General features: G+C 46.3%; 13 protein-coding genes. 1 reads left to right on the forward strand and 12 read right to left on the reverse strand.

Annotation, left to right across the window (positions count from 1 at the left end; genetic code table 11):
• Positions 1-530: 530 nt before the first annotated feature.
• From ligA to AC787_RS14190, 9 genes are all read right to left on the reverse strand, one after another.
• Positions 531-2,531 (reverse strand): NAD-dependent DNA ligase LigA, encoded by a 2,001-nt coding sequence (gene ligA / locus AC787_RS14150; RefSeq protein WP_054027063.1) that lies wholly within the window; start codon positions 2,529-2,531, stop codon positions 531-533.
• 63 nt (positions 2,532-2,594) lie between these two features.
• Positions 2,595-4,991 carry a DNA helicase PcrA gene (gene pcrA, locus AC787_RS14155; protein ID WP_200930711.1) on the reverse strand — a complete coding sequence of 799 codons (2,397 nt, stop codon included), beginning with the start codon at positions 4,989-4,991 and terminating at the stop codon, positions 2,595-2,597.
• A gap of 234 nt (positions 4,992-5,225) precedes the next feature.
• Complete coding sequence (locus AC787_RS14160; protein ID WP_054025360.1) at positions 5,226-5,921, reverse strand: heptaprenylglyceryl phosphate synthase; 696 nt, start codon at positions 5,919-5,921, stop codon at positions 5,226-5,228.
• A gap of 91 nt (positions 5,922-6,012) precedes the next feature.
• The gene (locus AC787_RS14165; RefSeq protein ID WP_054025361.1) at positions 6,013-7,485 is read right to left on the reverse strand and encodes a carboxypeptidase-like regulatory domain-containing protein; all 1,473 of its coding nucleotides are present in this window, start codon (positions 7,483-7,485) and stop codon (positions 6,013-6,015) included.
• The gene (locus AC787_RS14170; protein ID WP_054025362.1) at positions 7,482-7,823 is read right to left on the reverse strand and encodes a hypothetical protein; all 342 of its coding nucleotides are present in this window, start codon (positions 7,821-7,823) and stop codon (positions 7,482-7,484) included. The genes AC787_RS14165 and AC787_RS14170 overlap by 4 nt, the downstream gene beginning before the upstream one ends.
• A complete protein-coding gene (locus AC787_RS14175; protein ID WP_054025363.1) occupies positions 7,807-8,379 on the reverse strand; it encodes an RNA polymerase sigma factor in 573 nt (190 codons plus the stop codon). The genes AC787_RS14170 and AC787_RS14175 overlap by 17 nt, the downstream gene beginning before the upstream one ends.
• Positions 8,380-8,526: 147 nt before the next feature.
• Positions 8,527-11,058 (reverse strand): U32 family peptidase, encoded by a 2,532-nt coding sequence (locus AC787_RS14180; protein ID WP_054025364.1) that lies wholly within the window; start codon positions 11,056-11,058, stop codon positions 8,527-8,529.
• A 167-nt stretch (positions 11,059-11,225) separates the two neighbouring features.
• Positions 11,226-13,151: a stalk domain-containing protein gene (locus tag AC787_RS14185; RefSeq protein WP_054025365.1), complete on the reverse strand. Its 1,926-nt coding sequence runs from the start codon at positions 13,149-13,151 to the stop codon at positions 11,226-11,228.
• 57 nt (positions 13,152-13,208) lie between these two features.
• Positions 13,209-14,351, reverse strand: a complete 1,143-nt coding sequence (locus AC787_RS14190) for a S1C family serine protease (RefSeq protein WP_235560978.1) — start codon at positions 14,349-14,351, stop codon at positions 13,209-13,211.
• 281 nt (positions 14,352-14,632) lie between these two features.
• Here AC787_RS14190 and AC787_RS14195 point away from each other — a divergent pair, with 281 nt between their 5' ends.
• Positions 14,633-15,601 (forward strand): sugar phosphate isomerase/epimerase family protein, encoded by a 969-nt coding sequence (locus AC787_RS14195; protein ID WP_054025366.1) that lies wholly within the window; start codon positions 14,633-14,635, stop codon positions 15,599-15,601.
• Between the two features lie 63 nt (positions 15,602-15,664).
• On the opposite strand, the gene AC787_RS14200 is transcribed toward AC787_RS14195, so the two are convergent.
• The 3 genes from AC787_RS14200 to AC787_RS14210 all read right to left on the reverse strand — a co-directional run bounded on the left by AC787_RS14200 (position 15,665) and on the right by AC787_RS14210 (position 21,030).
• Positions 15,665-15,880, reverse strand: coding sequence for a hypothetical protein (locus AC787_RS14200; protein WP_054025367.1), 216 nt, complete (start codon positions 15,878-15,880; stop codon positions 15,665-15,667).
• A gap of 298 nt (positions 15,881-16,178) precedes the next feature.
• Positions 16,179-19,952 carry an S-layer homology domain-containing protein gene (locus AC787_RS14205; protein WP_054025368.1) on the reverse strand — a complete coding sequence of 1,258 codons (3,774 nt, stop codon included), beginning with the start codon at positions 19,950-19,952 and terminating at the stop codon, positions 16,179-16,181.
• A 31-nt stretch (positions 19,953-19,983) separates the two neighbouring features.
• Positions 19,984-21,030, reverse strand: coding sequence for a hypothetical protein (locus tag AC787_RS14210; RefSeq protein ID WP_054025369.1), 1,047 nt, complete (start codon positions 21,028-21,030; stop codon positions 19,984-19,986).
• Positions 21,031-21,146: the final 116 nt, after the last annotated feature.

The following is a 21,146-nucleotide window of genomic DNA, read 5'->3' on the forward strand; positions in this document are numbered from 1 at the left end:
GAGGTGCAAGCACCTCATCAACTCCGCTCGACTTGCATGTATTAGGCACGCCGCCAGCGTTCGTCCTGAGCCAGGATCAAACTCTCCAAATTGGTTGTTTGACTTGCTCAATACTTAACTAGCTATTTTAAAACATTATCGGATCGACGTGATCCATTTGTTCAGTTTTCAAAGAACTTGTTTGTCACATTTTGTCGTGACAAGAAATCATATTATCATCTTCGATCGACGTTGTCAACAGTTTGTTTCACAAATGTTTGTGAGTCATTCAGTTGTTTGTCCGTGTCTCAGAAGCGACAAGAAATAATATATCACTTACGCAAACAGAATACAAGTTGAAAAAAATGACAATTGCATATTATTTTAAACGCTATTTATTTTGGTTAATGAACAGCAATCACACAGGATATCAACGCACACAAGTAGAGCTCCAAATAACAGAAGGAGCTGTCCCGCAAGGTCTATAACCTTTGGGGACAGCTCCTCCTTATCAAAACATTCTAAACTACTGCTAGAAAGACGGCCTATAACTAAATAACGGTTTCGCCCAAAAGACGCAATAGCTCTGCTTCCTCTTCAATAACTGTAATACCAAGCTCACGAGCTTTCGTCAACTTGCTTCCCGCACTTTCTCCTGCTACAACGAAATCCGTTTTTTTGGACACGCTGCCTGAAATTTTGGCGCCACAGGCTTCGAGCAGTTTCGCAGCTTCATCCCTAGACATCGTAGGCAGCGTACCCGTTAGTACGACTGTTTTCCCGCTGAATACACTATCATTTCTCGCAACCAACTGCTGCTCCGCTTCAGCTTTCACGCCGAGCTCGCGCATTCTGGCAATGCTTGCAATGATAATTGGATCTTGGAAAAATCCAACGATGCTCTCAGCGACAATGCCGCCAACATCAGGAAGCGTAATAAGTTCTGTCGCTTCTGCTTGCATAATAGCATCTAGATTACCATAATGATCAGCTAACATTTTCGTTGTCGCTTTGCCCGTATTCGGAATGCCTAAAGCAAATAAGAACGACGCTAACTCTCTATCCTTTGACTTTTCGAAGGCTGCGAGCAGCTTGAGCGCCTTCTTCTCTCCGAATCGTTCGAGCCCAATCAGATCATCGTAAGTAAGTGCGTACAAATCAGCAGGATCACGGACTTCGCAATCTTTGTACAGCTGGTCCGCAGTCATGACGCTGAATGTATCGATGTCCATCGCATCCCGTGATGCAAAATGAGTGATACGGCCGATAATTTGCGGCTGACAGCCTAGCTTATTATTACAGAACAGATGGGCTCCCCGTTGTTCAAGTTCCGTGCCGCATGATGGGCATACCGTTGGAAATACAATTTCTTCTCCAAGCACATCATCGGCTTTGCCTAATATTTCAGGAATAACGTCATTCGAGCGGCGAATCGTAACGAGCGTTCCTAATGCATGCTTTAGGTTTTTGCGCTCGATGTCGCCGATATTGTTGAGCGTACAGTTTTGTACCGTTACACCAGCAAGCTCAACAGCCTCAACACGCGCGACTGGGGTTATTTTGCCGGTACGGCCAACCTCCCAGGACACTGCTTCCAGCACCGTTGCTGCTTCCTCCGCTTCAAACTTAAAGGCAACCGCCCAGCGAGGGAATTTATCCGTATAGCCGAGCGCTTCCCGCGTCCGCATATCAACAACCTTGATTACTGCACCATCAATGAGGAAATCCAGCTGCTCCCGTTGTTCCGTTACACGAAGCAGCTCTTCTTGTACCTCTTCGATCGTATTTTGATACGTCACATAAGGGTTCACCTTAAATCGATTATCCTTCAGAAACTGCTGCATTTCACGGTGATCCGTAAAAGCAACCCCGTCAGCATAGCCGATATTATAAAAGAATGCGTTCAGCTTCCGCTCCGCTGTAACCCGCGGATTGAGATTGCGCAGAGCGCCTGCTGCTGCATTCCTAGCATTCTTGAGCGGCTCAGCTGCTGTTTCATTGTACTTCGCCAGTACAGAGAGCTGCATGATACCTTCACCCTGCACTTCAACAATGCCATCAGCCCACGGAATCGTAAGCGGCACCGAACGAATCGTTCGAACCTGCTGCAAAATACCTTCACCGATCGCACCGTTTCCGCGCGTTGCCGCTTGAACCAGCTGTCCATCCTCGTAAGTTAGATTTAATGTCAAGCCGTCAAACTTGAGCTCAACTACATAACTAGGGGTTGGAAGAGGCTCCACTTCGGGGTTCTTCGCATTATAGTCAGCGACCGCTTTGAGCAGTCTCGTATTCCAAGAGAGCAGATCTTCGACATTTTGCGCTTTGTCCAGACTCCATAAACGAGCGCGGTGCTTATAAGGATCAAAGCCTTTAAGCAATTCTCCGCCTACCCGCTGAGTTGGCGATTCGGGCAATAGTACGCCCGTTTCTTTCTCCAACGCGACAAGCTCATCGTAGAGCTTGTCATAATCCGTATCGTTTATTGATGGCTGATCAAGCGTGTAGTAGCGATAATTATGCTCTGTAATGATCGCAACAAGCTGCTGCATCCTCTCTAATTGAGCGTTCACGGAAGGCTCCTCCTTCTAATCGTCTAAAATGGCTGATCAAACTTACACTTTCGTTATAGGCGCAAAGCCTGCAAGCAATCGCTTGATGCCAACCGGAGCCGGGAATGCGATGTTAAGCTCCATATCCTTGCCCGTCCCCTTGACGGAGACGATAACGCCGATCCCCCATTTGCCATGCGACACTCTATCGCCTGATGCAAATGTTCCAGGCGCGGCATCACCCGCCGCGCCGCTGCTCTGAGCCGCCCGAGCGGCATCCTGCAGCGGCGTGCTAACCCGCACGCCGCCTCTGCCGCCCATCGCGGCCGGGCCCGTTCCCCCCATACCTGGGGAACGGCCACCTGCACCTGGCGCACCGCCAGCTGGCGCGCGTCCGGCAAACCCGCGGCTCGCGCCTTGCGCAGCCGCACCAGTACCGCCCGTGACGCTAACGCCGCTACGAACGCCCCCGCCCCCACGAGAATAACCGCCGCTGCCGCTTGAAGCGCCTTCTCTTACGCTCTCAGGTATTTCCTGTAGAAAACGCGAAGGCATATTGCTGCTTGTACGGCCAAACAAAGTCCGCATCCGCGCGCAAGTTAGATAAAGCCGCTTCTCCGCACGGGTAATCCCAACATAAGCAAGGCGCCGCTCCTCCTCAAGCTCTTCATTATCGGCGAGAGCACGGCTATGCGGAAACACGCTCTCCTCCATGCCTATAATGAAGACGACAGGAAACTCAAGTCCCTTAGCACTATGCATGGTCATTAGTGTAATGGCGTCTTTATTCTTCTCAGCTTCTTCTTCATCTTTGTTCAAGGAGTCAATATCGGCAATAAGCGCCAAATCGGTCAGAAACGCTACGAGCGTCCGATCCTCATTGCGCTTCTCGAAATCCATCGTCACAGATAGAAACTCATCGATATTCTCAAGACGCGCTTTGGACTCCAGCGTATTCTCTTGATGCAGCTCCATACGGTACTGCGAGAGTTCCAGCACCTTCTCTGTAAGCTCCGTCACCGACAAATACTCAACCATCCGAGTAAGATTGTCGATAATCTCATAAAACTCGCGCAATAACGTCCGTGTCCGAGCGTTCACCTCTACCTCGCCAAGGTTGTTCAATACGCGGTAAATAGACGTGCCTCTTCTCGCAGCTTCATCCGCAAGCTTGCCAACCGTTGTATCTCCGATACCACGCTTTGGCACATTAATGATACGTACCAAGCTTATATCGTCATCCGGATTGGAAACGAGCTTCAAATATCCAAGCAAATCCTTAATCTCTTTACGATCATAGAACTTAATTCCGCCGACAATTTGATAAGGAATATCGGATTTAATCAGTATTTCCTCTATAACCCGCGACTGTGCGTTGGTACGGTATAATATCGCATGATTGGCAAATTTATAGCCGTTATTCACGTTTTTGCGAATTTCCCCCGTTACAAAATACCCTTCATCATGCTCTGTATCTGCTTGGTAAAGTGCAATCAGATCTCCCGCACCTTGATCCGTCCACAGCTTTTTCGGCTTGCGCCCCGTATTTAGCTTAATAACCGCGTTTGCTGCATCGAGAATATTTGCTGTTGAACGATAGTTCTGCTCCAGCATAATCGTCCGCGCCTCTGGATAATCGCCCTCAAAGTTCAAAATATTCGTAATGTCAGCTCCACGCCAGCGGTAGATGGACTGATCGCTGTCACCTACTACGCATATATTATGATGTTTGTCCGCAAGCATGCGGGTCAGCATATATTGCGCTCTATTCGTATCCTGATACTCATCGACATGAATGTATCTAAACTTGTTCTGATAAAATTCAAGCACCTCAGGTACATCCTTAAACAGTTGAATCGTCATCATAATAAGATCATCAAAATCGAGTGAATTATTGCTTCTTAGCTTCTTCTGGTATTTCGTAAATACTTGGGCCACAATGCCCTCAAAATAGTCGCCGACCTTTTGCTCGAATTGCTCCGGTGAGATCAGCTCATTTTTCGCTCCGCTTATTGCAGCTTGAACAGCCTTCGGCTCAACCTTCTTCGTATCAATGTTCATATCCTTCATACAGCCGCGGATAACCGACAACTGGTCCGAAGAGTCCAATATGGAGAAACTGGATGTAAAACCAATCCGGTCAATATCTCTTCGAAGAATACGCACGCACATCGAGTGGAAGGTAGATACCCAGATGTCCCGTCCTGATGGCCCTACGAGCGCGCTGACCCTGTCCTGCATTTCTCGTGATGCTTTATTCGTAAAGGTGATGGCCAAAATACTCCATGGCGCCACACGCTTCTTTTCTATTAAGTAAGCAATTCGATGTGTCAGAACGCGAGTCTTGCCGCTGCCCGCTCCAGCCATAATCAAAAGCGGCCCGTCAGTCGCTTGAACAGCATCACGCTGCGGCGGGTTCAACTTCTGTACCGCCTGCTCGATACTCAAATAATTCAACATGCTCAGACTCCTTTGTTCGCATATGTTCGCCTCTCACCAGTGTAGACAACGGCTACCGCTGTGTCAATTTGAGAATATAGGAATTAGCTTGAATTATTAATGGAAGTATGTCAACGCTATAAACAAATAAAAGCATCTGCCATCCTGTCCCATTGTCACCTAAGTGCAACAACGACAGATACAGCGGATGCTTTTTTACAGTTATACCATAGTCATAGCCAAGAATAGAACGAATTAGGCATTTTTAACGGCTGCCACTGTCGATAAAGCTGCTTCAAGATTGGTATAAATAACATTTCCTACGACAACGGTATGAGCAGCTTCTGCTGCTTGACGAGCTTTATCCGCATTATCAATTCCGCCGCCATAAAATAACCGCGCTTGGGTGGCTGTCATCCTTGCCCGCTTCACCAGCTGCATATCGCCGAAGCGTCCGCTATATTCCAAATACACAATTGGCAGTCGCATCAGCCGATCAGCCATTCGCACATGTGCGATGAGCTCTGCTTCCGTTAGCTCTGTTTTCGCACCCGTAACTTTTGCAGCAGTAGCCTCTTCATTCAAAATAATATAGCCCTGTGCCGCTGTTTCCTCCCAAGGTACGAAGGAGCCGTATTCAATGAGCCCTTCGGTTTGCCGTCCGGTAATCCACTCCGCTCTGCTCGTATTCAAGACCAGCGGTACAAAATAACCGTCGAAGCCGGGAACGGCCCCCTCTAAAGTGGAAACCTCTAGCGCACAGTCCACCGCATACCTGCGAATCCTCGCCATGAGATCTACTGTATTCTCAAAAGTAACTCCGCTGGAGCCTCCAACAATAATTGCATCGGTACCTGAATTGCAAATTGCATCGAGCAGTTCATCAGATATGTCTCGATCGGGATCGAGCTTAAATACATGCCTCCAGCTAGAAAACCAAACCTCATTCATGAAAGTCCACGCCTCGCTTTTTCAAAAAAATCGATTGTCGCATAATTGCTATCCTTCTATGCTATGTCAGCGAGATTTCCGTGTCAAACGGTTACTTCCGCCCAAGTTTCTCCTGCGCTTGTTTTATCAGATCTTTGTCACTATCATTAGGTGCACTAATCCGCAGCAAGTAAGTTAAAGCTTCCGCAGGGTCGCCATCTTCCTTCGTTATGCCGTGATAAATCAATCTAGACAATGCGCGCAGCGCATGATCGTTATCTCCTTCAGACTTGTAGGAGGCGATCGCTTGCTCATAATCACCTTTAATAACGAAGCGATCTCCTTCGAGCATCCCTTCCTCTGACACGGTGAAAAACGGAGTTGTCTGAAATAACGCCGTGTAATAGCCCGCAGAGCTCGATATTTTACGCCCGCCCACATCATAGGCATCGACCGACCAAATGAAATCCCCTCCCGGGAAAACTGCGCCAAGCACCCCCGTATTCGAAAGGGTAACGCTACCCGTAGATTCCATGCTTTTACTAAGGCCGCTCGAATAACCTCGTAATTCCTTCAAACTATACTCCGCTACCGTCCCTGTATAGTGCTCCTCCGACAGCGGTACCGTACTGGAACCAACTCTTTTACCTTCTTTATTCCAAAAAATCGTCGTAATCGACAGCTGATAATAATCAGCCCCCGGGTACGCCTCCCATTCAAATCGCAGCTTATCCCCTATTATTTGTTCCTTATTGACGGGTGAAACAGCGGTTACTTGAGGCACGAAGTGAAAATCGTATGTCTCCGTTTTCCCTGCTGCAATACTTACATACTCCCGCGCAGATTGTGTTAAATAATGACCGCTCACCTCAGCTGGCATCACACCGACTCCAACCTCATAATCATTAGCTTCAATATTATAAAAACGATAGACGCCATCCTCGTCAGTAATCGCCACTGGGTAATGCATGAAGGGAGGTGAGCTCCAACCATTGTCAGCCTTGCGGTGCAGTACAACAAATACGTCCGCTGCAGGTTGTCCGCCAATCATGACTTTTCCAGTTATAGATGCTTGATGATTTGGTCTGACGTGTCTTGTATTTAGCATAGCTTGATAGGTCCGCATCTCTTCATATGGAAAGAACCCGACCGGATTTGTAACTGACGCAAGCTCAGCAAAAATCTGACCTGCTTTGTCCCACTCCTTATTCCACATATACAGCTTGCCCAAATTGAACTTAACCCCATTAATATATTGCGAGGTTGAATATTTCTGTATTAAAAATTGAAGTTTGTTTATCGCAAGTTCACGATCTTGCTCGGTTGATTCCTGTCCGCTTGACGAGCTGAATGTTGGAAAAATAAAGATATGCTCATCTCCAGCGGATGATGCGAACTGCATACCAGCTTCTGCCTCCAAGATTAGCGCTGAATCCAAACGGTCATTTTTAGGAAGCCACTTCAATAAAACGTCGTAGTTCCCCGTATGATACATCAAGTAAGGCAAGGTGAAATAGCCAATCCCTGCTCCTAAAACAAGAATCGCAAGCAGCATCGCCATCGTTTTCACTTTCATACGAATCATTTTACCCTCGACCACCCTTCAAGGAGCTCCGATTCGTAATACGTGCCTCCAGCTAGAAATATCAACTTATCATCCTTCTCAAGCGGCAGCTCCGCTTCGTAGGTTTGGGGGAAGGATGCAGATGACGTTAAGTGCTTCCATCCAATAACGGGTACAGCTACAAGCATAGCGAGGACAATGGCAACGGCAACTCCAGGAATACGCACCTCGCGATTCCAGAATGAAGGAGGAGTTGCTTGAATGAGTACAGCCCTCTGAAGCTGGTCATCAAACTGTACATCTGCCAGCTCCCTATCCAATTGTTTGCGAATGCTTTGCTTATCATGCTCTTGTTTCATCCTGCCAACCTCCTTCCTCTAATTGATGTCGAAGCAGTCTGCGGCCTCTCAGCAGCTTGCTTTTGATTGTATTCTCGGATTCACCGAGCACCTGAGCAATTTCTTTAGAGGTAAGCTCTTGATAGTAGTACAGTACAATAACTTCACGATATTTAAGCGGCATCGCCTCTATCGTTTCACGAAGCGACAAGCTCAGCGCCCATCGTTCTATTTCAGCATCCGTTGAATTAATCATGTGACTATGGACTTTCATTTCTTCTCCTGTCGTCTCTCGAAACAGCAGTCTCTTCCAAGAAACGAGCCTCATCTTGCTGCGGCAGCGATTGATCGTCATTTGCAGCAGCCAGCCGCGCAAGCTGCCATCGCCGCGGTATTGGTTTATTTTTTGAAAGGCGGTGATAAACACTTCCTGGCTCACATCCTCAGCCAAGTGGTGATCCTTCAGCAGCAAAGCAGCTGTCCGCAAAATATCATTGCCGTACTGCTTCATCAGCCATTTCAGCGCGGAGCCGTCACCGCTTTTCAGTCGTTCTATCGCTTGTTGCTCCACGCTCATCCGTCCACCTGCCCTCTCTATAAGTAAAGATGCGTTTTGATGTGCAAATGGTTGCAAATCATTCCCTTTTATTTTTATAGCACAAAAAATACCGCCCTCCCTTTCACAGAGAAGACGGCATTTGTTGGTTGTTAGGCTTAACATTTGTTATTTGACAAGCTGACCACGCGTAACGCCAAGCTGATTAATGGCCTTCAGGCTGCGCCATACTTGTGTGCCGCTTATACGGCCATCAAGTGCATCGCGGTATAACGAAAGAACTTCAAGCACCTTCTCCGGCGTTTCTTCTAGAAACTCGACACGGAAGTTGGATACGCCCATGCCTACAAAATTGCGAATATACTCGGCACCCGATTGCTCAACAGCATTGTACACGGTATTGCGGCAGCCTTCATCAACACGAACAGGGTGAGCCATTCCGATACGATCCTGCAAAGATGCGCGTTTCTCCTCGCAAGGACGACCGCAGTTCGTGAAGTCTGTCCCTTCGCTCATAAAGGTGCAATATACACAATGCTCGGTATGGAACATTGGCAAATGCTGATGGATAACCACTTCCAACATCGATGTATCCGAGTTTTCGAGCAAATCAACCATCTGCTGAATGTTCAAATCATACGATGGTGTAATCAGATCAAGTCCAACGTCCTTGAACAGGTTTACCGCTTTGTGGTTCGCTACATTAAGCGAGAAATCGCCAATCAACTTAGGGAATGGCTTATCTGGGTTAGCGGCGCGAGCACGCAGATAGTAATAAAGCGCTCCAGTGTTCCGAATGAGTACTGCATCCGGCTGCAGCTTCAATATATTTGCATGGTAGCCGTTCTCTCCCGGCATATGAATGCGCGGCGTAGCCAGTGCAATAGGTTTGCCTGCTTCACGGGCAGCTGCTACCGCTGCTGGGAATTGCTTAATAAACTCGAAATCAGCATATACATAAGAGACATCGGTTTTGACTGCGGCCTGCACCTGTTCCAAGCTGCGGCATAATGCAATCAAATTAGCGTCTTTTCCATTATTCGGTGCCAAAACATCTTTTCCCGCTACATCCGCCAAAACAGCATCCTTGCTTGAGAACATCGCATTCTTCACATAGACAGGCGGCTTTGGACGCTCACCTGCAAGCAGTTCAACAGCTTCACGGCGCAGTCTGTTCAGTTCACGGATCGGTACGATCAAATCACCTTGCAGCTCTACTTCCAGCTTCTCAAGCTGATAAACAGTGCCGCCTAAACGACCCAACTGATCTTCAAGCAGCGCTGCATCCATCGGACGCTTCTGTGCCTGCTCCAAATCAATCTCTGTAGCGACTTCAACAGTCGTCCCCTTCTGCACATCCGTCCACCATGTACGCATCGGCTGTCCAAGCGCACCCGTCACTCTAACATGAAGCGGGAATACGCGGTACGGCTTTTCCGTTTCGAATGAAGCTCTTAGGCGTCTATCAAGCGCCGGATCGTTCGTTTTCCATACACGATCGCCTACATGAACCTTACGCAAATCAACATCATTTCGTCCAGCTACCAGCTCAATCAGTGTACCTTCCTGCGCCTCGCCCTCGATTTTCATGCCTTGACGGCGAATATCGTAGACGCGTCCGCCCTCTTCCTTCTTCGTTGGGTCGCCTGCGTCAAACACGATGCCATCGCCGCGCTTAAGCGGCGCATCGATCTTCAGCGTAACTGCATCACGCATAACGCGCTCTACACGGCCGAGGTAGACACCACGGCTTTTCGGGAACGTGCCCTCGACGAGCATCTTGTTGTTCGTTCCCGACAGGAAACCATGCGTGAAGCCGCGCGAGAAGCTTTGCTGCAGCTCACGCACATCCTCCACCGACGGCTTCGACAAGTCGCCGTCAAAATATTTATCGATCGCGCGCCGATACTTGCTCACGACATTCGCGACATATTCCGGACTTTTGAGACGTCCTTCAATTTTAAACGATGTTACGCCCGCTTGGATGAGCTCCGGCACAATATCAATCGCCGCCAAATCCTTCGGCGACAGCAAATACGCAATGTCTCCCATCGGCTGTACCTCGCCATCGACCATCAAATCATACGGCAGCCGGCAAGCCTGCGCGCATTCGCCGCGATTGGCCGAGCGTCCTCCCCACATCTCGGACGTGAGACACTGACCCGAATACGATACGCATAGCGCACCGTGTACGAATACCTCCATTGGAAGCTTCGCTTGCTCGCCAATGGTACGGATTTGCTTCAAGTTATTTTCACGTCCAAGAACGACCCGCTCAAGACCAAACGGCTTCGTAAACTCTACAGCTTCTGGCGATGTTATGGTCATTTGCGTTGAGCCGTGAATTGGAAAGTCAGGAGACAGCTCACGAATCAGCTTCACTAGTCCCAAATCCTGTACGATTACCGCGTCCACGCCTGCATCGATACACATTTCGATTAGCTTCTGCGCGTCCCTCAGCTCATCCTCAAATACGAGAATGTTAAATGTGAGGAAGCCTTTTACTCCGTACGTATGCAAAAACGCCATAATTTCCGGCAGTTCCTCACTGCGGAAATTGTTCGCGCGTGCGCGTGCATTAAACTTCTCCACACCAAAAAATATCGCATCCGCGCCATTTGCTACTGCCGCTCTCATGCAATCCCAATCGCCAGCCGGAGCCAGCAGCTCTATGTCCGATCTAATTATTGTATCTGTCATTTTAACTATCAATCCCTCTCATTCTTGAAACCTGCTTCTACTATCTTAACAAACCACGAACATCTATACCACTACACAATACTGGCATCAGCGCCAGCAGCCGAATTCAGGCGACAAAAAGACCGATCCCCCGAATAAGGGAACCGGTCTTTCAATTACAAATTCAATTAATTAAAACGAATGGATTGCACCACGTCATTAATGATTTTGAGATTGCTGTCGGTAGCACGATTATCGTAATAGTTAAAATTAAATACCAAACTACCCTGTGCAGAATCAAAAATATAAAACTCTTCTGTATAAGGCATGTTTTCTTTTGGCTTGGATGAATGAATAACTAGATGTTGTGCTGTTTTCCCATTGATCGTCGCCGTGTTCGATTGCTTCGTAGTGCTTCCCTGTGCGATACCTTCTGGCGAAGTCACATACTTCGAAAGTGAATTTACAACGGAAGCAGCTGGCTCACTCATCTCGAAAACATTAAAAGCGCCCGCACTGAAGGAATAAAGGACTTCATCCTCATTAAAGTTATTTTGCTCACCAGTCCAATAAGTAGGTATCTCAATGGAATATCCATAGGTAGAGCTGCGCTTGGTTGTTTTTATGCTGCGATCAACCAAATCATCATTTTCCTCGACATTGCCAAAGTTTTTCTCAATAAAAGCTGTGTCAATATCAACCGATGCTATAATCTGATTGTAAACCTTTTTACTCTTCTCACTATTGGAAGAAGGGTACATATAGCTTAACGTGTAATGATATTTTCCAGATATGAAAGCAGTCTCGTGATAGGTATACCAAATATTATTAAAGAACGAAAGTTCATAACTGAGCGTTATTGCCTTGCCATCCTGCAAGGTTATCGGCGTGGTTGCGAAATTGCGAAGACTAGAGCTAACATAATCCTCACGAATTCTTGCTTCCCTGCGGGATGCCCAATTTTCAAGGGTTACTCCTTCTAATGCTGATGAAAACGAAAAATATAAAGAATCCGTATCATTATCATACCAAGGCGTCGCGCTCTCGAAGTCTTGGTACCAATCAGTTGGAAGCTTAACCGTTAACCCGTAATCCTCATCTTTAAAGGTGATCACGCCATTTTTAACCTTCGTAACGTCCTTCAACGCTTTATCTGCTTCATTAAAGGAAGGAGCAAAGCTATTTAAAAACGCATCATAGCTATTCAAAACGGACTTATTCGCACCCTTTGCGCCTACAATAACAATGTAATATTTATCGTCTTTTTGAATACCGCGATACTCGTAGTTCATTTTTGATTGTTTTGCGTAGCTTACAACCTTCTCGAAAGTTAAACCGCCCACTGTAATTGTACGTTTGTCTACTGTAATCTCATCTTGATCATAATAGGAAATCATAAGCTCTCTCTGCTCTTCGCTCGACAGCTTGTCATCACCAACACGTTCAGTAATCACATTTACTTGCGCAGCAACCTTGGAATCATCGGCTGTATCTGCCCAAGTTATAAATTCGCCGTTATCGCTTTGATCCACTTGTATCAAACCTGCTGGATAATTTAATGACCATCCATGGTAGCTGTCACCGATTTTAGTTTTACCAAAGTCGGAATCAATGGAAGTGCCGCCGGTACCTGATGATTGTGCACGAACGCCAACAATAACCGTTTCTTTCGTAGCATTGTCTGCCGTAATTTTCGCGCCAAAAGCTTCTACAATCACGCGCAGAGGTACCATGGTTGAGCCTTTAACAGCCACTGGAGCGACAGCTACTGTTTTGGCTGCACCATTCACTTTCACCGTTTTGCTTCCAAAAGTTAAAACGACCTTGCGGTCATTGTAAGTAAGTGTGATGACATTGCCGTTTTCCAATTTAAGTCCCGCTCCAAAAGCATTTGTAATAACTTTTAGCGGAACCATCGTTGTTCCATTGCTTACAAAGGGAGCCTCTACCGTAGATGCTTTCCCATTAATTTTGACGGTTTTGCTGCCCGCCTTCAAGCGAACTTCAACCTTATTGTCGGTCTCTGCAGCGAATGCGGCTATTGGCAGCATCGCTATGACAAGCAAAACCGGCAAAAGCATCGTTAGCATTCTTTTATACATATTTAATTTCATATCCTATATCCCCTTATTATTTGATGATAGCTTTGTTCTTAATCTTAACTCTGCTGCTTAACCTTCAACTAACGTCAGCTTGCGTGTAACGAGGTCTCCATCGATCTGCAGCATAACCTCGACCTGCTGACCAGGCAAATAGCTTTTTAGCAGCTCATTAAGCTCTACGATCGTTGACACTTGCTTGCCTGCAACCTTATAAAGCAAATCACCGTCTTGAATGCCTGCTTTTTTGGCTGCTGCTGACGTCACGGATTTGACCGTTAACGGATCAGAGGTCGGGATTCCGATGATCGCTGACCAGCTTTCCTCAAGTCTGAGACCTAGCGAGGCGCGTTTCACATGTCCGTATTTGAAAAAATGATTCGTTACGTATTGCACCGTATCAGCAGGGATGGAGAATCCGAGATTATCAATTCCTACCTCTACAAATTTTAATGAATTAATGCCGATGACCTCGCCCTTCATATTAACAAGCGGTCCACCGCTGTTGCCTGGATTTATCGATGCATCCGTTTGGAGCAAGTTGTATGCTGAAGAAACACTTCGATTCATGCCGCTAAGGATACCGCTAGTTGCTGTATTGCGAAGCGAGAACGATACAGGTGTGCCAATGGCTACAACCGTCTCGCCTACTTGAACCTTAAGCGGTGACGGGGCTAGCTTCGCGATCGGGAGCTTCGTTGCCTTAATCTTCACTAATGCGAGATCACTCGCCTCATCATGATGCGTGCGTTCTGCATCATATTTCTTGCCGTCTGCTGTAACGACAACCAGATTGGTCATATCCTCAACAACATGCGCATTCGTCACGATCCAGCCATCTGCGCGAATAATAACACCGGTTCCATGCGCCAACGCATACCTAGGATCTGCCGAACCTATATCCTTTGGCTTGCCGAGAATCGCGACGACGGAAGGCGATACCTTCTTCACGACTGATGGAATGTCTACTGGTGTATACACATACGTGTTTGTCTTGGAATCAAACGTACCGGTTCCGCCAAGCGCGTTCGTTAATGAGCTTGCTTTGACATAAACCTCGCCATTAATCTTGGCAGCATTCATCGTATGTGTAGCCGTGTTGCCTGCACCAGCACCCCATACCGTTCCTGCTGCAACAATCGCTCCTAATACTATGAAGCCGCAGATACGTAGCAAGCTGCTTTTCATGAAGCCACTCTCCCAATTTTTCTTCATGCAGACGATTCTCTTAGACTAGCATTTATCCTGCATGAAATATTATCAATCCGTTGTAATATAGCATAATTTACCATATATAACAATGAAAATCGATAGCTTTGATCTCCTAAAAAAATACTATATCCCGATCTAGATTCACATACCGCGCTTGTTTTGTTTAGTTATTATGCGATTTTGTCAAATATGATTTCGGTTATGTGTTCTGATAATAGAAGTGTTATACTAGACGGGACTACTAAATCAATCCATATTGATGGATTCGGGAGGTAAATGAACAAATGAAATTAGGAGTATTTAGCGTACTTTTTGCACAAAAGCCGTTCGAGGAAGCGCTCGACTACATCGCATCCAAAGGGCTTGATGCCATCGAAATCGGAACTGGCGGATATCCAGGCAACGCCCACTGTGACCTAGATGGCTTGCTTTCGGATGAGGGTAAACTGAAAGCGTTTAAACAAGCGATAGAATCACGTGGTTTGATGATCAGCGCACTTAGCTGTCACGGTAACCCATTGCACCCTCAGAAAGCGATTTCGTCGGAGCATGATTCGGTTATTCGTAAAACGATCGAGCTTGCTAACCGTCTTGAAGTTTCCGTTGTAAATACATTCTCTGGCTGCCCTGGCGATCATGAGGATGCGAAATATCCGAACTGGCCTGTTGCTCCTTGGCCAAATGATTTCCAAGAAATTTTGAACTGGCAATGGGAAGCAAAAGTTATTCCATATTGGTCTGAGATCGGCAAGCTTGCTACAGCTAGCGGCGTGAAAATGGGCCTTGAGCTTCATGGCGGTTTCTCCGTTCACAGCCCGGCTACTATGCTTCGCCTTCGCGAAGCGGCTGGTAATGCCATCGGCGCTAACCTTGATCCAAGCCACATGTGGTGGCAAGGAATTGATCCTGTTCAAGCGGTACATATCCTTGGACGTGCTGGAGCTATCCATCACTTCCATGCTAAGGATACGACGATTGATCCGATTAACGTCAATCATCATGGTGTTACGGACATGCAATCGTATGCCCTCATGCTTGACCGTGCTTGGCAGTTCCGTACGGTTGGTTATGGTCATGACCTCAAAACATGGGCAGACATCCTAAGTGCGCTTCGTCTAGTCGGCTATGACTATGTTGTGAGCATTGAGCATGAAGACGGATTAATGTCCGTTGATGAAGGTTTCACGAAGGCTGTTCAAAATCTTCAACAAATTCTTATCCGCGAGCCGCTTGGCGAGATGTGGTGGGTTTAACGCTTATAAATATAGAAAAAGGTCTGCCGGACTTGTCCGGCAGACCTTTTTCTATGTATGCTGTTATGCCATCCAAACTTTTGTGATCATAATGTAATCAATCAACAAAAACAATGCGAGTGAAACTGTCGTAAAACCGATCGCAAAAATGTTCTTCTTCGGACGAGCGTTCAGTAGTCGAACCAGACCGATTGCGATCAATACGGTAAAGGCCAACATAAACCAATCGAAAGTACCAATTTTACTTGCGGTTTGAGCTGCTGCTTCTGCCAAAAACATGAAGGGACCTCCTTTTTTTCGCACGTAACCTATTTTACTATATGTTAGCTTTTTGTGGCTCAAGGCGCAAGTCCGAATCTTCATTCGTAACAACTTTGTCACGATTTCCTAAAAAAGAATGAATCTTTAGCTTAGAAACGGCTTTTCACTAATAAGCCCTCCACTATAAATTGTCCATCTCTACCAAGATCTATAACCGCATTTTGGCGATGATGAATGATCATGCACTCCTAATGAAATAATAAAATAACTAAAAAAGGAATCGGGAAGCCCAGCACTCTTCCCGATTCCTAAAAAGCTATTTGCTATTCAGCAATGCTAAAATCAAAGTCACCGCTTCTGCTCTTGTTGCATTATCCGCAGGAGCGAATATACCGCCTTCTCTGCCTTGAATTAGACTCGCTTTAAATGCTGCTGCCACATAAGGTTTTGCCCAATTCGGGATTTGATCAGCATCTTTAAACGATAGCTCGGCATTGCTCTCTAGAGGCAGCTTCTTCGCACGGACGATCATAGCTGCAACCTCTACGCGCGTAATCGCTTGCGCCGGACGGTACGTATTATCCTCGAAGCCGCTAGCGATTCCCGCATTCACCACACTCGCAATATAAGGTCTTGCCCATGCAGGAATCATGTCGATGTCTGCAAAATCAGCGTCACCTTTCTCTTCCAGATGCAGCGCTCTTGCCAGCATCGCAGCAAACTCTCCGCGCGTTACACTTGCATTTGGACGGAAGGAATTGTCTGTATAACCATTAATGAATTTAAGCTTAATCGCTTGCTGAATGGCTTCTTTTGCCCAGTGTCCATCAATGTCAGTTAGAACAATATCAGGCGTCGGCTTCTCAGGATCTTTTCCACCTGGATTCACCGGATCAGGATTTGTTGTGCCTCCTCCAGGTGATGAAGTATCCGCATTCGTCTTGACGACAATACTTGGACCATTCTCACTCCATTTGCCGCCAACGTTGCTCGCTTCTATTTTGAACGTATAAGATGTATCTGCAGTCAGTCCGCTAACTTGATAGGTGTATACACTGCCGGCTATGCTCGCCTGCTTCACGCCATCCTTGTAAATGGCATATTCTGTAATGCCAGGCGCATCGACAGCTGGTGTCCAGTTTAAGGTTACTCCCGTCTGAGTCACATTCGAAGCGGTCATTACTGCGTTTTCCCACGCTGGCGCTTCAGGCTCTGGTTGTTTTACGTGAAGAGTTAACGCTTTGGTCGGCAATGAAATTAATTCTCCAGTCGAAGAATATTTAATATTGTCGAATGCAAATGTACGTCCATTTGCACTGTCCCATAAGTAACCGAGTACGATTCTGTCGAAGCTTGCAATCGCTGTCGTTGTTTTCACCAATTGCCCATCGATATACATCTTTAAGTCTGTTCCTGATGTGTAATCCCACTTCAGTTCATGCCATCCGACGCTTCGTTTAACCGGAGTTGCCTCCCATGCGGTTGAAGATGCGCTTGCCCTTACCGAATAATAATCCAGCGACCCATAGGTGCCGCCGTCATACAATAAGCCCATGCCTGCCAGCAGGCTGCTTCTTGCGTTGCCGACATGCGCGACAACCCGCGTTTTTGAGCTTTCAGAGCCGTCATCATAAAGCATCATCGATACGACGCCCTGCTGCTTGCCACCAAACACTTTTTGAATGGCATTGCTGCCATTTCCAACAACATATAGCGCACTTTGACCGCCATGATAAGCAACTTTATCCGAAATGCTGCCCGTCGTAATACTCGTGCCCGTCTCCGGCATGAAGTCATTCCAGCCGTTCTCGAAGCTCTCCGAGTAGATCAAGTCCTTGTATTCCTGCACCTTCGCAGAAACCTCAACCTCGGTGACACCTGTTAGATCGCCGATCACTTCAAGCTTGCCAGTCAACGAATCTACAACAACATTCTCATGATTCGTTACATACTCCACTTGATGATAATCCGCATATTCGATCGTATTTTGATCCTCCGTTACGCCGTCAATTCTTAACTGCAGCGTAGTCTTCTCGTCCGATAGCTCCGTTTCGTTCGAAGCAACAAGGTAAGATACGACCTTTGAAGGCGCATGAACAATGACGCGAGCTTCAGCTTTTACATTTGGATTAATGGTGCTTTCAGCCGTAATGATCGTTTCGCCCTCAAGCAGAGGTGATACAAAGCCTTGCGAATTAATTGCGGCCACTGCAGGATTACTGCTCGACCATTTGATTCCTTTAAACCATGCGTTGTCAGGCCCGACTGAAGCTGTCATCTTCTCGCCTCTATGCCTCGCATGAAGCTCCAGCACAGGCTTGTCAAAAACAATGGTTTGCGGCATAACCTCTGGTGCCTGCTCACTTGGTGCATCGCCCGAATATTCATGCGCTCCGATATCCACTTTAGCAGCAGGCGTGATCAGATTATTAAAGAAGTCTTTCGTTGCAGGCGTCCATACCGATGGCGTCAAGGCCGTCATATCCGTTCCTGCATCGATTGCCGGCGAGCCTGGCAGTAATTTGTATCCGTTCAATTTCTCTACATCGAATGTGCTTTGGCTTGCATTAATGATTTCTTTTGGCTCTTCACCCGCTCTTGCGAATTGCGGACTCGCGAACAGATTTTGTTCCAATGATAGTCCAGTCAGCTTCAAGTCCAAGTACCCGCTTCCCGGATAAAAGATATTATTTTTTACTTCGCCGCCAGCAAAGCGGTCTTGTCCAATTGGTGTATTGGCTTTGGAGTAAAAAATATTATTATACATCCGCAAGTATTTTCCAGGATCGCTGATCAGCTTCGTCTGCACTTGCGCATCCGTAAAGAAAGTATTGTTATGAATTAGCGGAGCATCGCCGAGTGTAGTGGGCAGATAATGGAATAGATATCGCCCATCTCCATCATTCACACTAATATTATAGCGAACGAGCGAGTTTGTAGATCCGCTCATAAATAAAATGAATCCACCACGGTTGCTGTGGCTGTAGTTATATTGATAGAGAGTCCCTTCGCTAAACATATCCACGTCAAAGGCTTGTCCATCGTTATAGCCATAAATACCGCCATACACCTCATTGTATTGAATGGTCATATCCTTGACGCCGATAACCCACAGACCGGCATAATTGACGTTGCCTACATTTTTCGCAGAATGTCTGACGACCGTATTGTATTCCATTCTGCCGTTGCTGCCCACATTGCTCATGACGAAACCGTCACCCTGCACATCGGCAACATAGTTATTATTGAACACCACGTTCCTCAGAACTCTCGGAAAGTTGGCTTTCGTATCCCCTTCCCGATAGAGACCCGCATTTCGAATCCCTTCGATATCCACCCGTTCAACCGTATTTCCCTCAACGAGCACATCCTCGATATTGCCAAGGATCAGGATGCCTCCGCTGCCTATTTTCCAGCCCGAAGGGTTTCCGTCGACATCGTGGATATAATTGTTTTTTATCACGATTCCAAGGTGAGGATTGGCTTCCCATTCCGTTACATTTGTTGATGCCGTTCTAATATTAATGCCTGCCCGTTGCGAGACAACGTCAGGATTTTTATTCGTTAATTCGAAATTATGAAACTGTAGGTAGCTGCCATCGACAACGTCGATCGTAGCGGATAACGTTTTATCTTTCACGCTTGTATAATTCTGAATAATAGCTGACTTCTCTGTCGTCGTCGTTCCATTGCCGTTAATAATCGGTCTTATAGACGGATCATCGCTTCCATATTTATCGAAGACGATCGGTGCTTCTTTGGTGCCTGATATTCCTCTTAGCTTTAATGAGCCGTTCCATACGTCTCCAGCTTTGAATAAAATTCGATCTCCAGGCTGCCAGCTTACGCTGTTGACCTTCTCTAGCGATGCCCAAGCTTTATCTTCCGATTTGCCGTCATTATCGTCATGGCCATCATTACTAATATAATACGTTGAGCCTGTTACCGTCTGCTCCGCTATGGCTAGCGGCTGCGAGTCTTCCGATGGTAAGCCCGTCTCCTGTGCTGATATAGCGGGAATCGCTATTGTCGTTAAGAGTGCGACTAAAAGAACCATAGATACAAGCTTTTGCTTCATAAAATGTTTCAAAAATATCATCCTCCTATTATTTTTGATGGACTTACGACATGATCGTTATTTTAGGGAACACCTCCTTATTCATTTCAATCTTCGTTTCTTTCAAGCGCTTGCTTACTTCTTCTTCTAACTGCTCTTGCACATAGAGTTGAATGACTGCGTTCTTAACATCCTCATACTTTTCTATGCCTCTATCTCGCTTCACTAGAAGCCTATACCTATACATCTCATCGCCTGATTGATCAAAATCGCTATAATCGCCTTCCGAGAAGTCGAGAAACTGGGTGTAAAGATTTTGCGATAGTGTATCCTCTTTGGATGTTTCCGTCAGATTTAGTGTCAGATGCTCGGTGCTTAAATGTACGCCAAGTGAAGCTGCTGCTTCGTCTAACGATATATTTTTGGAAGAGGCTGCTTGGACAATTTCATTCCATAGCTCCTCCTTCACATCCGCTTTCCTGTCGATGGAAATTCTCTCGTATTCAAACTCATAACCTTTGTGAAAATACTGCTGCTTCACCTTGTCATAATAAGGTTTAAGCTTATCGTCTGGCAGCTTGCTCTGCGCTTCCTTCGTCCATTTATCGATGAGTTTCTGAACGTTCATACTTTGATGATAGGAGTAATACTCTGCTTTCCCATATTTTTTCGGACCGTAGATAGGCTGGTTATTGGCTACTTTTCTTGCTCTATCCTTATTTTCTCGATCATAGATCTTCAAGAACGTTTCGTAAGAAATGTCACTGACGATCCCATTTTCCTTCATAATGATTTGTTCAATTTTTACCTTCACAAGCTCATCCATTGCTTTTTGCTTCGCATACTCTAGTGGATTTTCACCATTGAAAGAAGCAGTCCAAAAATCTTTGTTATAATCGGCATTGTAGGTTCGTTTGAAATAACTAGTTGTTAAAGCCTTGTTGCTTTGTAAAAAAGCTTGAAATTCACTTTCCGATACGTCGTAATTATCAATGGTAAAAGCAGTCTTCTCATTGAGGCTTAAAGAAGGCATGTTACCAAGCACTACTGCTCCGGCAATAAATAAAATAAGCATGCTGCATAGGGCTATAAGCATCTTTTTCACTTTCACGATGTACTTCCCTCCTCCCCTTATGTAAGCACTTACAATTGAACTTTGTACCATTATAGACAGAAACCAAACTTCGCTATAATGAACAGATTTGACTGATATCGTATAAATTTTAC

It is taken from the genome of Bacillus sp. FJAT-28004 (assembly GCF_001280845.1).
Lineage (GTDB): Bacteria > Bacillota > Bacilli > Paenibacillales > Paenibacillaceae > Pristimantibacillus.

Coding starts and splice junctions, on each gene's coding strand:
- AC787_RS14170 (WP_054025362.1), bottom strand. CDS start 7,823: ATGAAACAAGAGCATGATAAGCAAAGCATTCGCAAACAATTGGATAGG.
- AC787_RS14160 (WP_054025360.1), bottom strand. CDS start 5,921: ATGAATGAGGTTTGGTTTTCTAGCTGGAGGCATGTATTTAAGCTCGAT.
- pcrA (WP_200930711.1), bottom strand. CDS start 4,991: ATGTTGAATTATTTGAGTATCGAGCAGGCGGTACAGAAGTTGAACCCG.
- AC787_RS14180 (WP_054025364.1), bottom strand. CDS start 11,058: ATGACAGATACAATAATTAGATCGGACATAGAGCTGCTGGCTCCGGCT.
- AC787_RS14195 (WP_054025366.1), top strand. CDS start 14,633: ATGAAATTAGGAGTATTTAGCGTACTTTTTGCACAAAAGCCGTTCGAG.
- AC787_RS14175 (WP_054025363.1), bottom strand. CDS start 8,379: ATGAGCGTGGAGCAACAAGCGATAGAACGACTGAAAAGCGGTGACGGC.
- AC787_RS14165 (WP_054025361.1), bottom strand. CDS start 7,485: ATGATTCGTATGAAAGTGAAAACGATGGCGATGCTGCTTGCGATTCTT.
- ligA (WP_054027063.1), bottom strand. CDS start 2,531: ATGCAGCAGCTTGTTGCGATCATTACAGAGCATAATTATCGCTACTAC.
- AC787_RS14185 (WP_054025365.1), bottom strand. CDS start 13,151: ATGAAATTAAATATGTATAAAAGAATGCTAACGATGCTTTTGCCGGTT.
- AC787_RS14190 (WP_235560978.1), bottom strand. CDS start 14,351: ATGAAGAAAAATTGGGAGAGTGGCTTCATGAAAAGCAGCTTGCTACGT.
- AC787_RS14200 (WP_054025367.1), bottom strand. CDS start 15,880: ATGTTTTTGGCAGAAGCAGCAGCTCAAACCGCAAGTAAAATTGGTACT.